Origin of the sequence: Acinetobacter sp. IRS14, assembly GCF_034650275.1 — a bacterium.
GTDB lineage: Bacteria > Pseudomonadota > Gammaproteobacteria > Pseudomonadales > Moraxellaceae > Acinetobacter > Acinetobacter oleivorans.
Window position 1 is genome coordinate 248,266 of sequence record NZ_JAOVFN010000005.1, and the last position, 15,314, is coordinate 263,579.

General features: G+C 39.5%; 10 protein-coding genes. 9 read left to right on the top strand and 1 reads right to left on the bottom strand.

Features of this window, described 5'->3' with window-relative positions:
- Window positions 1-140: 140 nt before the first annotated feature.
- From ODQ17_RS07535 to sucD, 5 genes are all read left to right on the top strand, one after another.
- Window positions 141-2,981 (top strand): 2-oxoglutarate dehydrogenase E1 component, encoded by a 2,841-nt coding sequence (locus ODQ17_RS07535; RefSeq protein WP_322902752.1) that lies wholly within the window; start codon window positions 141-143, stop codon window positions 2,979-2,981.
- Window positions 2,981-4,171 carry a 2-oxoglutarate dehydrogenase complex dihydrolipoyllysine-residue succinyltransferase gene (gene odhB / locus ODQ17_RS07540; protein WP_005310070.1) on the top strand — a complete coding sequence of 397 codons (1,191 nt, stop codon included), beginning with the start codon at window positions 2,981-2,983 and terminating at the stop codon, window positions 4,169-4,171. Before ODQ17_RS07535 ends, odhB begins: the two co-directional genes overlap by 1 nt.
- 61 nt (window positions 4,172-4,232) lie before the next feature.
- Window positions 4,233-5,666: a dihydrolipoyl dehydrogenase gene (lpdA, locus tag ODQ17_RS07545; RefSeq protein ID WP_004775161.1), complete on the top strand. Its 1,434-nt coding sequence runs from the start codon at window positions 4,233-4,235 to the stop codon at window positions 5,664-5,666.
- Between the two features lie 147 nt (window positions 5,667-5,813).
- Window positions 5,814-6,980 (top strand): ADP-forming succinate--CoA ligase subunit beta, encoded by a 1,167-nt coding sequence (gene sucC, locus ODQ17_RS07550; RefSeq protein ID WP_003655470.1) that lies wholly within the window; start codon window positions 5,814-5,816, stop codon window positions 6,978-6,980.
- 14 nt (window positions 6,981-6,994) lie between these two features.
- Entirely contained in the window at window positions 6,995-7,885 is an 891-nt protein-coding gene (gene sucD, locus ODQ17_RS07555) for a succinate--CoA ligase subunit alpha (protein WP_003655479.1), read from the top strand.
- Between the two features lie 407 nt (window positions 7,886-8,292).
- Here the strand turns inward: sucD and trpS are convergent, their stop codons facing one another.
- Entirely contained in the window at window positions 8,293-9,306 is a 1,014-nt protein-coding gene (trpS, locus tag ODQ17_RS07560; protein ID WP_322902753.1) for a tryptophan--tRNA ligase, read from the bottom strand.
- A gap of 207 nt (window positions 9,307-9,513) precedes the next feature.
- Here trpS and ODQ17_RS07565 point away from each other — a divergent pair, with 207 nt between their 5' ends.
- From ODQ17_RS07565 to ODQ17_RS07580, 4 genes are all read left to right on the top strand, one after another.
- Window positions 9,514-10,443, top strand: a complete 930-nt coding sequence (locus tag ODQ17_RS07565; RefSeq protein WP_151768824.1) for a DUF808 domain-containing protein — start codon at window positions 9,514-9,516, stop codon at window positions 10,441-10,443.
- Window positions 10,444-10,469: 26 nt separating this feature from the next.
- Complete coding sequence (gene ypfJ / locus ODQ17_RS07570) at window positions 10,470-11,369, top strand: KPN_02809 family neutral zinc metallopeptidase (RefSeq protein WP_005310083.1); 900 nt, start codon at window positions 10,470-10,472, stop codon at window positions 11,367-11,369.
- Window positions 11,370-11,611: 242 nt separating this feature from the next.
- Complete coding sequence (locus tag ODQ17_RS07575) at window positions 11,612-13,114, top strand: cation:proton antiporter (RefSeq protein ID WP_004789435.1); 1,503 nt, start codon at window positions 11,612-11,614, stop codon at window positions 13,112-13,114.
- A 456-nt stretch (window positions 13,115-13,570) separates the two neighbouring features.
- The coding region (locus ODQ17_RS07580) for a BapA/Bap/LapF family prefix-like domain-containing protein (protein ID WP_322902754.1) at window positions 13,571-15,314 on the top strand (1,744 nt) is incomplete at its 3' end.

Here is a 15,314-nt window from a genome sequence, read left to right on the forward strand (position 1 = left end):
TCTCTAGGTAGTATGACGCCCCATGGTCTTAAAGACCTGTTGGGTAAGTAATGCCTTTTTTACCAATTTGGCATTATGCATCATGGGTGTGCTTAAAAGGCAGCCTGTAATATTTTTTGCAATAGGAAATGGGTCCACAAATGCAAGAAGTTGCTGACGCATTGCGTCTTGACACTGAACTTTCCGCTGATAGTGCAGCGTATATTGAAGAACTTTACGAGCAGTACCTGTCTTCCCCAACCTCTGTAGCTGAGGACTGGCGCCAATATTTCGATAAATATCCAAAGGGTGACCAACCACACGGCGCTGTGCGTGAGCAATTCCTATTACTAGGACGTAATGCTAATCGTGTTCAACCTGTTGTACAAAGTACGGTAAGTACTGAGCATGAACGTCGTCAAATTGGCGTTTTACAACTTATTGCTGCTTATCGTAATCGCGGACATCAAAAAGCTAAGTTAGATCCATTAGGTCTTGCTAAGCGTGAAGAGATTCCAGATTTAGAGCTTTCAGCTCACGGTTTAACCAAATCAGATCTAGACACAGTATTCAATACCGGTAATCTTGAGATCGGTAAGAGCGAAGCGACGCTTGCTGAAATGATTGAAGCAATGGAAGCAATCTATTGTGGTTCAATCGGTGTTGAATATATGCATATCGTGGACACAAAAGAAAAGCGTTGGATTCAACAACGTCTTGAAAGTGTTCGTGGTCAGCTTAATTTTACAAATGATCAAAAGAAAGGGTTCCTGGAGCGTTTAACCGCTGCAGAAGGACTTGAAAAATACCTAGGCAATAAATACGTTGGTGCTAAACGCTTTGGTGTAGAAGGTGGTGAATCTTTTATTCCTATGGTGAATGAAATCATTCAACGTGCTGGTGCTGTTGGTTGTAAAGAAGTTGTTATTGGTATGCCACACCGTGGCCGTTTAAACCTTCTTGTTAATATTATGGGTAAAAACCCTGCAGACTTGTTTGGCGAGTTTGAAGGTAAAGCTATTCATAAGAAAGGTTCTGGCGACGTTAAATACCATCAAGGTTTCTCAAGTAATGTAATGACTCCTGGTGGCGAAGTTCACTTGGCATTAGCATTTAACCCATCTCACTTGGAAATCGTTGGTCCTGTAGTTGAAGGTTCTGTGCGTGCACGTCAAGTGCGTCGTAGAGACATCGGCGGTGATGATGTATTACCAGTGATTGTTCATGGTGATGCTGCATTTGCAGGTCAAGGTGTGAACATGGAAACTTTCCAGATGTCACAAACTCGTGGCTATACGGTTGGTGGTACTGTACACATTATCGTGAACAACCAAGTTGGTTTTACAACTTCTGATCCACGTGATGCGCGTTCTACTGAATATTGTACTGACGTTGCAAAAATGATTCAGACGCCAATTTTCCATGTGAATGGCGATGATCCTGAAGCAGTAATCTTTGCTACTCAATTAGCACATGATTTCCGTCACGAATTCCGTAAAGACGTAGTACTTGACTTGTTCTGTTACCGTCGTCGTGGTCATAACGAAGCAGATGAGCCGTCTGGTACACAACCATTGATGTATCAAGTGATTGCTAAAAAAGCAACAACTCGTACACTCTATGCAGATCAACTTGTTCAAAACAAAGTAATTGATCGTGCTGAAGCAGACCAAATGGTTGAAGATTACCGTGCTGATTTAGAAGCCGGAAATCATGTAGCAAATGCTTTAGTGCTTGAACCAAATACAAAAATGTTTGTTGATTGGACACCTTATTTGGGCCATGACTATACAGACGATTGGGATACTTCATTTGACTTAAATCGCTTAAAAGAATTAGGCGAGGGCATGAGCAAACTTCCGGAAGGATTTGTTATGCAGCGTCAAGTGCAAAAAGTAATTGAAGACCGTGTGAAAATGCAAACTGGTGAAACTGCATTGAACTGGGGTGCTGCTGAAACTTTAGCTTACGCAACCTTGATCGATGAAGATTATCTTGTTCGTATTACTGGTGAAGACGTTGGGCGTGGTACATTCTCGCACCGTCATGCAAAATTGCATAATCAGGTAGATGGTTCAACGTATATTCCACTTTGTCACGTTAAAGAAAACCAGCCTCGTTTTGCAATTTACGATTCTTTATTATCTGAAGAAGCGGTTCTTGCATTTGAATATGGTTATGCAACTACAATTCCTAAGAGCTTAATTATTTGGGAAGCACAATTTGGTGACTTCGTAAACTGTGCTCAGGTTGTAATTGACCAGTTCATTGCTTCTGGCGAGACTAAGTGGGAACGAGTTTGTGGTTTAACAATGTTGTTACCACACGGTTTCGAAGGTCAAGGTCCAGAGCATTCATCAGCTCGTTTAGAACGTTTCTTACAGTTATGTGCTGAAGATAACATGCAAGTGATCACTCCAACGACACCTGCACAGATTTTCCATGCATTACGTCGTCAAGCTGTACGCCCAATTCGTAAGCCATTGATCGTAATGTCACCGAAATCTTTACTTCGTCATAAACTTGCGACTTCTACTTTAGAAGAGCTTGCAAATGGTTCATTCCAAACTGTAATTGACGAAATCGACCAAATTAACAAGTCGGATGTAACTCGTCTTGTACTTTGTGGCGGTAAAGTTTATTACGACTTACTCGAAAAACGTCGTGAACAAAACTTAAATAACGTCGCAATTGTACGTATTGAACAGTTATATCCATACCCAGAACAACGTCTTGCGGAAATCTTGGCTGCATATCCAAACGTGAAAGAACTTGTTTGGGCACAAGAAGAGCCGAAGAACCAAGGCGCTTGGTTATTTATCGCACCGCGTTTATACGACGATATCTTAAAATCTGGCAAACAAATCCGTATCAGTTTTGCAGGTCGTGAAGCTTCTGCTGCACCAGCTTGTGGCTCACCGTACTTGCATGCAAAACAACAAGCTCAGCTAATTAATGATGCATTGGCAATCGAAGCTGAACAATCAGGAGATTCTCAATAATGGCAACCGAAATTAAAGCACCGGTATTCCCAGAGTCTGTTGCAGATGGAACCATCGCAACTTGGCACAAAAAGGTGGGTGAACCTGTATCACGTGATGAAGTAATCTGTGATATTGAAACCGACAAAGTTGTTTTAGAAGTGGTTGCTCCTGCAGATGGTAGCTTAGTTGCAATCATTAAAGGTGAAGGCGATACAGTTCTTTCTGACGAAGTGATTGCTCAGTTTGAAGCTGGTGCTGGTGCAGCCGCTGCTCCTGCAGTAGAGCAAGCAGTTGCTCAAACTCAAGCTGGTGCAGCTCCTGTTGTTGAGCGTACTGAAGCTGTATCTGGTCAAGCTCCTGCAGTTCGTAAAGCTTTGTCTGAAACTGGTATTGCTGCTGCTGACGTACAAGGTACTGGTCGCGGTGGTCGTATCACTAAAGAAGATGTAGCAAACCATCAAGCTAAACCAGCTGCTAACGTTACTCCGTTAAGCGTAGCTGTTGGTGAGCGCATCGAAAAACGCGTTCCAATGACTCGTTTACGTAAGCGTGTAGCTGAGCGTCTTCTTTCTGCAACTCAAGAAACTGCAATGTTAACTACATTTAACGAAGTTAACATGAAGCCAATCATGGAATTGCGTAAGCAATATAAAGATGCGTTTGAAAAACGCCATGGCGCTCGTTTGGGCTTCATGTCATTCTTTGTTAAAGCTGTAACTGAAGCACTTAAACGCTATCCTGCGGTAAATGCGTCAATTGATGGCGACGATATTGTTTATCACGGTTACTATGACATCGGTGTTGCTGTATCTTCTGATCGTGGTCTTGTTGTTCCAGTATTACGTGATACTGATCGTATGAGCTATGCAGAAGTTGAAGCAGGTATTGGTGCTTATGCTGCTAAAGCACGTGACGGTAAATTATCTATCGAAGAAATGACTGGCGGTACTTTCACTATTACTAATGGTGGTACTTTCGGTTCATTACTTTCAACTCCAATTTTGAATCAGCCGCAAACTGGTATCTTGGGTATGCACAAAATCCAAGAGCGTCCTATGGCTGTAAATGGTCAAGTTGAAATCTTGCCAATGATGTATTTAGCGCTTTCTTATGACCACCGTATGATCGATGGTAAAGAAGCAGTAGGTTTCTTGGTAGCAATCAAAGAATTGTTAGAAGAGCCAGCTAAACTCATCCTTGATCTTTAATTTCTTCGAATAATATTACCGAGATAGAGTGATCCTCTATCTCGGACCATGGAGATAAACAATGTCTCAACAATTTGATCTTGTTGTTATTGGCGGTGGTCCTGGTGGTTATGAAGCTGCAATTCGTGCTGCTCAACTAGGTTTTAAAGTCGCTTGTATCGAAAAGCGTATTCACAATGGTAAGCCATCTTTAGGTGGTACATGCTTAAACGTAGGTTGTATCCCTTCTAAAGCATTACTTGACTCTTCACATCGTTATGAAGATACAGTGCATCATTTAGCTGATCACGGTATTACTACAGGTGAAGTGAATTTTGATCTTGCTAAGCTTCTTGCTCGTAAAGACAAAATTGTTGACCAATTAACTGGTGGTATCGATCAATTGCTTAAAGGCAATGGTATTGAGTGGTTAAAAGGTACTGGTAAATTACTTGCTGGTAAAAAAGTTGAGTTTGTTTCACACGAAGGTGAGACTCAAGTTTTAGAACCTAAATACGTAATTCTTGCGTCTGGTTCTGTACCTGTAAATATTCCGGTAGCTCCTGTAGATCAAGATATTATTGTTGATTCAACTGGCGCATTAAACTTCCCAGAAGTACCTAAACGTTTAGGTGTTATTGGTGCTGGTGTAATCGGTTTAGAACTTGGTTCTGTTTGGCGTCGTCTTGGTGCTGAAGTTGTTGTATTTGAAGCAATGGATGCATTTTTACCAATGGCTGATAAAGCTTTGGCAAAAGACTACCAAAAACTTTTAACTAAGCAAGGTCTTGATATTCGTATTGGCGCTAAAGTTGCTGGTACTGAAGTTAATGGTCGTGAAGTGACTGTTAAATACACTCAAGGTGGCGAAGAAAAAACTCAGACTTTTGACAAATTAATCGTTTGTGTAGGCCGTAAAGCTTATGCAGAAGGTTTATTAGCTGATGATTCAGGCATTAAATTGACTGAACGTGGTCTAGTTGAAGTAAACGATCACTGTGCAACTTCTGTAGAAGGTGTATATGCGATTGGTGACTTAGTTCGTGGTCCAATGCTTGCTCATAAAGCAATGGAAGAGGGTGTAATGGCTGTTGAACGTATCCACGGTCATGCAGCTCAAGTGAACTACGACACAATCATTTCTGTTATCTATACACATCCGGAAGCGGCATGGGTTGGTTTAACTGAAGAACAAGCTAAAGAAAAAGGTCATGAAGTTAAAACTGGTCAATTCGGTTTTGCTGTAAATGGTCGTGCTTTAGCGGCGGGTGAAGGTGCTGGTTTTGTTAAGTTTGTTGCTGATGCAAAAACTGACCGTTTATTAGGTATGCATGTCATTGGACCTGCTGCATCTGATATCGTACACCAAGGTATGATCGCTCTTGAATTTGTATCTTCTGTTGAAGATCTTCAGTTAATGACATTTGGTCATCCAACATTCTCTGAAGTTGTTCATGAAGCTGCACTTGCTGTAGATGGTCGTGCAATTCACGCGATTCAACGTAAGCGTAAATAAAATAAAGAGCGGTTCTCCGCTCTTTTTCACATTTGATGGTGTGATTAAAAAAACATCAAGGTGATAGAGGTAGACAGCAATTTGCATATACAACATGAGAATGTTGCGCAAATTGAAGACAACAAACAAAGTTAAGTAGGTAACTAAATGAACTTACATGAGTATCAAGCTAAAGCGTTATTGAAAGAATATGGTATGCCGGTACAAGAAGGTATCTTGGCAACCAATGCAGACGAAGCAGTTGCTGCATTCGAACAGCTTGGTGGTAAATTCGCGGTAATGAAAGCGCAAGTTCATGCTGGTGGTCGTGGTAAGGCTGGTGGCGTTAAAGTTGCAAAATCTAAAGAAGATGTTATCGAGTTTGCAAATAACATTATTGGTACTCGTCTTGTAACGTATCAAACAGATGCAAATGGTCAACCAGTAAACAGCATTATTGTTGCTGAAGACGTATACCCAGTTGAGCGTGAGCTTTACTTGGGCGCGGTTGTAGACCGTTCTAGCCGTCGTATTACTTTCATGGCTTCTACAGAAGGTGGTGTAGAAATCGAGAAAGTTGCAGAAGAAACTCCAGAAAAAATTATCAAAGTTGAAGTTGATCCATTAGTTGGCTTACAACCATTCCAAGCGCGCGAAGTTGCGTTTGCTTTAGGTTTGAAAGACAAGCAAATCAGCCAATTTGTTAAAATTATGGCTGCTGCTTACCAAGCATTTGTAGAAAATGACTTTGCATTATTCGAAATTAACCCACTTTCAGTTCGTGAAAATGGCGATATTTTATGTGTAGATGCAAAAGTTGGTATCGACTCTAACGCGCTTTACCGTTTACCTAAAGTTGCTGCTTTACGTGACAAATCTCAAGAGAATGAGCGTGAATTAAAAGCATCTGAATTTGATCTTAACTATGTTGCTTTAGAAGGTAACATTGGTTGTATGGTTAACGGTGCTGGTCTTGCAATGGCAACTATGGACATCATTAAACTTTATGGTGGTCAGCCTGCAAACTTCCTTGACGTTGGTGGCGGTGCAACTAAAGAGCGCGTAATCGAAGCGTTCAAAATCATCCTTGCTGATACATCTGTACAAGGTGTTTTAATTAACATCTTCGGTGGTATCGTACGTTGTGACATGATTGCTGAAGCGATTATTGCAGCGGTTCAAGAAGTAAACGTAACTGTTCCAGTTGTTGTTCGTTTAGAAGGTAACAACGCTGAGTTAGGTGCTAAATTACTTGATGAATCTGGTTTGAAATTAATTTCTGCGAACGGCTTGTCTGATGCCGCAGAAAAAGTTGTAGCTGCAGTTAAAGCGTAAGGGGAGTATCAATCATGAGCGTATTAATTAATAAAGACACTAAAGTATTGGTACAAGGTTTTACTGGTAAAAACGGTACTTTCCACTCTGCACAAGCTTTAGACTACGGTACAAAAGTTGTTGGTGGTGTTACTCCAGGTAAAGGTGGTACTACTCACCTTGACCTACCAGTATTCAACACAATGAAAGAAGCTGTACGTGAAACAAATGCAGATGCATCTGTAATTTATGTACCAGCTCCATTCGTTTTAGATTCTATCGTTGAAGCGGTTGATTCAGGTGTTGGCCTAATCGTTGTGATCACTGAAGGTGTTCCAACAATCGACATGCTTAAAGCAAAACGCTACTTAGAAACTAACGGTAACGGTACTCGTTTAGTTGGTCCTAACTGCCCAGGCGTGATCACTCCAGGCGAATGTAAGATTGGTATTATGCCTGGTCACATTCACCAACCAGGTCGTATTGGTATCATCTCACGTTCAGGTACATTGACTTATGAAGCTGTTGCTCAAACAACTAAGCTTGGTTTAGGTCAGTCTACTTGTATCGGTATTGGTGGTGACCCAATCCCAGGTATGAACCAAATCGAAGCTCTTCAATTGTTCCAAGACGATCCAGATACTGATGCAATCATCATGATCGGTGAGATCGGTGGTACAGCTGAAGAAGAAGCTGCTGAATTCATCAAATCTAACGTGACTAAGCCTGTAGTAGGTTACATTGCTGGTGTAACTGCACCTAAAGGTAAGCGTATGGGTCACGCTGGTGCGATCATTTCTGGTGGTCAAGGTACTGCTGAAGAGAAATTCGCTGCATTTGAACGCGCGGGAATGGCTTACACTCGTAGCCCAGCTGAGCTTGGTTCAACAATGTTGCAAGTTTTAAAAGAGAAAGGTTTAGCTTAATCGCTTTATCCTGAATCTTAAAAAACACCGCATCTGAAAATGATGCGGTGTTTTTTTTATCTATTAAAAAATAAGTAATCAAGAAAATAAAATTTCTAAAGAAAACAAAATATTTAAGCAAAAAAATACGCAATGATTGGGGTGATCATTGCGTAGAACAACGAATCTGTAAAAACAGTTTCGGTTTAAGGAGAAATGTCGTGAGGTTCATATAATGTAACCTACATGATGAATAATAGAGATAGTTAAGAAATTCTTCATCGCTATTAGCGTTAATAAGTGTTACTTCACGTTAATAGGGTAAAAGCATGTGAATAGTCGTCAATAGATTAATAATTCTAAAAAATTATGCTATGAATAAAATAAGCAAAAAAAAAGCCCCGAAGGGCTTTTAGTTTTTAAAGGAATTAGAATTTAAATAATCCTAAACCATCTTTAACTTCATCTAAGGTTTGTTGAGTAATAAGACGACACTTATCTGTACCTTGACGTAAAACATCCATAATGTAGTCAGGATCTTTAGCAAGTTCTTCACGACGTTCACGAATAGGTGTAATTAACTCTTTTAACACACCTTCAAGGCGTTTTTTAACAGTTCCATCACCTAAACCACCACGACGATAGTGTGCTTTTAACTCTTCAACTTCTTCTTTATTTGGATCAAATGCATCTAAGTAAGTAAATACAATATTTCCTTCAACCTGACCTGGATCTTCAATGCGAAGATGATTTGGGTCGGTATACATCGCATTTACAGCTTTTTTAATATCTTTATCAGAAGCATTTAAAACAATGGTATTACCTAATGATTTAGACATTTTTGCCTTGCCATCAAAACCAGGTAAGCGTGCCATATTTGAAAGCAAAGCTATACATTCAGGTAAAAGGTCTTGGCCAATCTGACGGTTTACTCGACGTACGATTTCATTGGTTTGTTCAATCATTGGAATTTGATCTTCACCCACTGGAACCACAGTCGCTTTAAAAGCGGTAATGTCTGCCGCTTGTGCAACAGGGTAGCAGAGGAAACCAGCCGGAATGTCACGCTCAAAACCGCGCATTTGAATCTCAGACTTAATGGTCGGATTACGCTCTAAGCGTGCAACCGTCACGAAGTTAAGATAGAGCATAGTAAGCTCATTCAGTGCTGGTAAGCATGATTGTACGCAAATCGTGGTTTTTGTTGGATCAATGCCTACAGCTAAATAATCTAGAGCAACTTCCAAAATATTGCGACGGACTTTATCTGGGTTATCTGCATTGTCTGTTAAGGCTTGTGCATCTGCTAACAAGAGATGTTGATGATGGCTATCCTGTAAACCTACACGAGAACGCAAAGAACCGACAAAATGCCCAAGATGAAGTTGTCCGGTTGGGCGGTCGCCTGTCAAAATAATTGGACGCTGATCAACATTACTCATTATTTATTCCACTGTCTTATTGGCTTAATCAGGGGTAGTAAGCCCTGCAATATAAAAGATTGGCATTATTGTACGGGAAATAAAAAAAATTCGTCAGCGATTGGTTAAACTTTTCTTAAAATAATATTGTGAATTTATTCAGTAAAATTACAGAAATTGAAAAAAATCATCTTACAATAGCCTAATAAATACAAACTTGGATAAGAAATGGCAAGTGGCTTACTTTTATTACTAGATGATATTGCAACAATTTTAGATGATGTTGCTTTAATGAGCAAAATGGCAGCAAAGAAAACTGCTGGTGTTTTAGGCGATGATTTAGCTTTAAATGCGCAACAAGTTACAGGTGTGCGTGCAGATCGCGAAATACCTATTGTTTGGAAAGTGGCTAAAGGTTCATTTGTTAATAAACTTATTTTAGTTCCTTTAGCATTGTTGATTAGTGTGGTTGCGCCTTGGCTGATTAATCCACTCTTAATGTTGGGAGGTTTATTTTTGTGTTATGAAGGAGTGGAGAAAGTTCTTCATACCATTATGCATAAAAAGCCCTCTACATCTGAAGAAGCAAAAGCAGAATTTGATAGTGAAGAATTAGATTTAGCAAATTTTGAAAAAGAAAAAGTAAAGGGAGCCGTTCGAACAGATTTTATTTTATCGGCTGAAATTGTTGTTATTTCTTTAGGTACCGTGGCTACAGCTAGTTTAATGACTAAGGTAAGCGTACTTAGTATTATTGCTATTGTTATGACAATTGGTGTTTATGGCTTAGTTGGCATGATTGTTAAGATTGATGATTTGGGATTATATTTAACTAAGCAAACTGCTTCATTTAAGCAAACTATAGGTCGAGGTTTATTAGCTTTTGCACCTATTTTAATGAAACTACTTTCAATCGTAGGCACCATTGCAATGTTCTTAGTTGGTGGCGGGATTATTAATCATACGATTCCACTCCTTCATCATTTAACTGAAAACACAGTGGACCATGTGGAAACAATACCAGCGGTAGGCAATATTATTGGTGCTTTAACACCGACGCTAATTAACTTTGGAATAGGATTGGTTGCGGGTGCAATTGTTCTATTAATTGTAAGCTTAATACAAAAAATGTGGCCAAAAAAAGCATCGGGTTCATGATGCCATTCTAAAACAAGAGGGAAATTATGCGCTGGAAAGGTCGTCGAATTAGTACCAATGTGGAAGACCGTCGAGGTGGCGGCGGTGTTAGAGCAGGTGGTATCAGCATTATTGGTTTGGTTGTTGCATTTGTTGCATGGAAGTTTTTTGGGGTTGATCCACAACAAGCTTATCAGGCAACTCAGCAAGTCACTGCGTCACAGCAGTCAAATGCAACTGCGCCAGAAAGTTTAACACCCGAGCAAAAAGAAGCCTCTGATTTTGTTGGAACTGTTTTGGCTGATACAGAGGATACGTGGACTCCTATATTTAAACAGTTAGGTAAAACATATACGCCACCAAGATTGGTGTTATTTAGTGGAATGATTCAATCTGGATGCGGTACTGCTCAATCTGCAATGGGACCATTTTATTGTCCAGCAGACCAGAAGGTTTATATCGATACAGAATTCTTTAAAGATATGCGTCAGCAAATGGGAATTTCTGGTGAGCAAAACCAAACTGAACTTTCAAGACAAGATCAGGCAGGCGATTTTGCTCAAGCTTATGTGGTTGCACATGAGGTAGGGCACCATGTTCAAACCTTGCTTGGTATTTCTTCACAAGTACAACAAGCCCGTGCACAAGCGAGCCAAAGAGAAGGTAATCAATTATCTGTTCGTCAAGAATTGCAAGCCGATTGTTTAGCGGGTATTTGGGCGAGTCATAATCAGCAACGTACTCAATTTTTAGAGCAAGGTGATATTGAAGAAGCGATGGATGCTGCTCAAAAAATTGGAGATGATTATTTACAGAAACGCTCAACTGGTCAGGTTGTTCCAGATAGCTTTACACATGGTAGTAGTGAACAGCGAATGCACTGGTTTCAGGTTGGTTTAAAAACTGGAGATATTAACCAATGCGATACTTTTAACAATCCAGTTTAATCTTTTCTTGGATGAGTCTTGTTAAACATATTTAAGAAGCTCATCCGTTTTTCTTTAGATCATAACTATAAATAATGTTAAGAAATTTAACAGAGTGATAGATTGTTCAATCAATTCGTTAAACTTGTGTCCTAATTTCTGTTTTTTATGATTATGGCATTCTTTATGCCAGTTTTTTATTAAGTTTGGTCGATCTAACAAAGTTTCTCTTATTTGGTCGCTGACCCAGAAGAAGGGTATTCATGGGTAATTTTTTTCTACTACAAGCATTCACAGTGGTTTTTGCGCTATCAATCGCAACCACGATCTTCAATAAGCGCATTTTAGGCTTTCCTCAGGCTATTGGTGTGCCGCTGGTCTCAGCAATTTTTGTCTTTATTTTGCAATGGGGCGCAAGCCTGCTAAACGGTAACCAGTTTATTACTATTAATATTCATAATATTGAAGAAGCCGTGCGCCATATCGATTTTTATGATTTTTTAATTAATGGTGTCATCTGTTTTATTTTAACTTCTTCAGCACTTAAATTTAAAATTTCTGATTTAAAAAGTTACTGGAAGCAAATTAGTATCTTGGCCACCATTGCATTAGTCATTTGCGCCGTTTTATTTGGTGGATTGCTCTACGGGTTCCAACTACTGGTTGGATATCATGTGCCAATTCTGGTGCTTTTACTTTTAGGTGCAGCTTTAGGAGCAACAGACCCTATTGGTATTAAAGGTGTACTTAGTTCGATTCGTGCACCGCATCATTTGATTGTTAAGCTGGAAGGTGAGTCACTCTTTAATGATGCAATGTGTATTGCATTGTTTATGACTTTGCTTAATGTTTTACAGGGTGAACATTTCTCGTTAATGGCGACACTAGAAGCTCTACTCTATGAAATTGTTGTTGCGGTCGGGATTGGTTGGGCATTTGGGGTAGGTGTGTTGCGTCTATTACGTGGTAAACACGAAATGGAGTCCCTGATTTTGACAACAGCTTTGCTTGCGAGTGGAGCATATTTAGTGGCTTTGTTTGCCCATGCATCAGCACCGATTGCCTGTGTAATAGGTGGTTTAATTGTTGGAAACAAATGGAAAGAAATACGAGAAGAGAGAGAGATTCAAGAAGTTAATCATTTTTGGCATACCGTAGAAGGAATCATCAACTCATTCCTGTTTACTTTAATTGGTCTAGAGTTATTTATTCTTGATTTAAACTTTAGCCTAATTTTAGGCGGTATTGTTGCGTTCTTTATTCTACATATCTCTCGTTTTGCAGCCAACTTCATGGCTTTTGCCTTTTTCCCCAATATGCGGAAAATGAAAAGTTATAATGGTAGTTTAACCATTTTGTCTTGGGGTGGTGTAAGAGGGGGGATTTCACTTGCATTGATTTTGGCGGTTGCCAATATTCCTGCATTAAGTCCTTATAGCAGTATCCTGATTGGCTATACTTTTATTAGTGTGTTGTTATCAGGCATCGTATGTGGTCTAGGCCTACCAGCTGTGATGAATGCTTTCTATTACAATCCGAATGAAGAAACCGAAGGCTTAAAAGGTCTCTATCAACGATTGTGTCATAAGATGAATAGAAGAGGCTTTCAATATATTGTTGGCGAGGATGCTCTGGGTAGAGAAACAATCACCGTTTTTAATCCGGATATTCTGGTTGACCAAAAAACTGAAGATGGAATTGCAACCATGCATGATCCAAATAAGTTACAAGAAGTAAAACGATTTGAGAGCCCGGATAATTTCTAAATATTTGCGGTTTTAAATTTTATAAAAGATTTATAAATTAGGTTTTAGTGTAATAGTGAAATATTACCTAAAGCCTTTTTTTTCTATATATATCATTAATAATATATTTTATTTTATTAAGATATTAATAATTGTTATATGAATATTTTAATTAAATGACATTTCAACAAATGGTAAATATAAAAAAAGAAATTTGTTTTATATATAAAACATTTAAAGAAATTTTCCATTAAATTAACACAAGATAAACTTAAAGAAGACTTATATATAATTTCTATTAATTAAAAATTTTTCTTTAGGTACTTTAGTATTTGTTTTTTTTATTTTAAAGTGGTTAATGTAAAAATGATCACATTACTTAATGTTTTTAAGTTGTAGGTCAAAAACTTGAAAACATTAAGTAAAAAGAATTATACAAAAAATCATTTAAATCAATAATATAAAAGGAATACAGATATGCCTGAAATACAAATTATTGCCAAGGATAGTCACGACACCTTGTCAACCATCAAGGGAACTTCCGCATCGCTTACAGAAGCATCGGTTGTATTGGTAAAAGTGGCTGCCAGTGATGTATTGGTAGTGAATAGGGAGGGAACCAATGCAGTCATTCGCCTTAAAAATGGCGAGACAATTGTTATTGAAGGCTTTTTTAGTGGAACAGCTGAGCCTAAAGATAACAGCCTTGTTTTTCAAGACGAAAATGGACAGTTAATCTGGGCAAAATTCAAAGATGCTGAAAATGATGCAGACGCGGACGCTGATGCGGATGCTGATGCCGACAGTGATGTTGAGCCACAAGCACTCGTAGCTGAAGATTTACCAGCTGCTTTACCAGCAGAGGCACCACAAGAGTTGGTGTCTGATGTCATTTATCAGCCTATTTCTTCAATTGAACCATTGCTTTATCACGATGGTGGTATAAATCCGTGGTTGTGGGCTATCCCATTAGTTGCGGGTGGTATTATCGCAGCAGCATCGAACCATGATAGTAATAATGACTCTTCAACACCTACCGATACGACTCCACCAAATACAGATGGGGTAACTTTCTCTGTTAATTCAGTTACATCTGATAATGTACTTAATGCCTCAGAAGCAGCAGGTAATGTCACGATTACTGGTATTTTGAAAAACATTCCAGCAGATGCAGCAAATACTGTTGTGACCGTTGTAATCAATGGTGTGACTTATAATGCGATAGTAGATAAGGATGCGGGTACATGGAGTGTAAGTGTACCGGGTAGTGGTTTAAAAGCAGATCCAGATCAAACTATTGATGCTACTGTAACGTTTACAGATGCAGCAGGTAATAGCAGCACTGTTAAAGATACACAAACTTATACAGTTGATACAGATGCTCCAAATGCACCAGTAATTGACCCAGTGAATGGGACAGACCCAATTACAGGTACAGCAGAACCTGGTTCAACAGTGACTGTGACTTATCCGGACGGAAGTACGAAAACTGTTGTAGCAGGACCAGATGGTACATGGTCAGTAGATAATCCTGGTCTTAATGATGGTGATAAGGTAACAGCCGTAGCAACAGACCCTGCTGGTAATACTTCCGGACCAGGCACTGCTATTGTGGATGCTGTTGGGCCAAATACAGATGGTGTCAACTTTGCAGTTGATTCAGTAACTGCTGATAACGTAATTAATGCCTCAGAGGCATCGGGCAATGTCACCATTACAGGTGTCTTGAAAAATGTTCCAGCAGATGCGACGAATACAGTCGTTACTGTTGTTATTAATGGTCAAACTTATACTGCAACAGTTGATAAAGTTGCAGGTACTTGGAGTGTAAGTGTACCAGGTAGTGGTTTGGTTGCTGATGCAGATAAAACCATTGATGCTAAAGTAACTTTCACTGATGCAGCAGGTAATAGCAGCACAGTTAACGATACACAAACTTATACGCTTGATACATCAGCACCGACAGTCGCTCTTGATGATGTGCTCACAAACGACAGCACACCTGTGTTAACCGGTACAGTGAATGATCCGACCGCTACTGTGGTGGTGACTGTGGATGGTGTTGACTATCCAGCGATCAACAATGGTGACGGTACCTGGACCCTTGCAGACAATATACTGCCAGTGCTCACAGATGGTCCACACACCATTACCGTGACTGCAACAGATGCAGCAGGTAACAAAGGTACAGATACAGGTGTGGTCACAGTTGATACTGCAG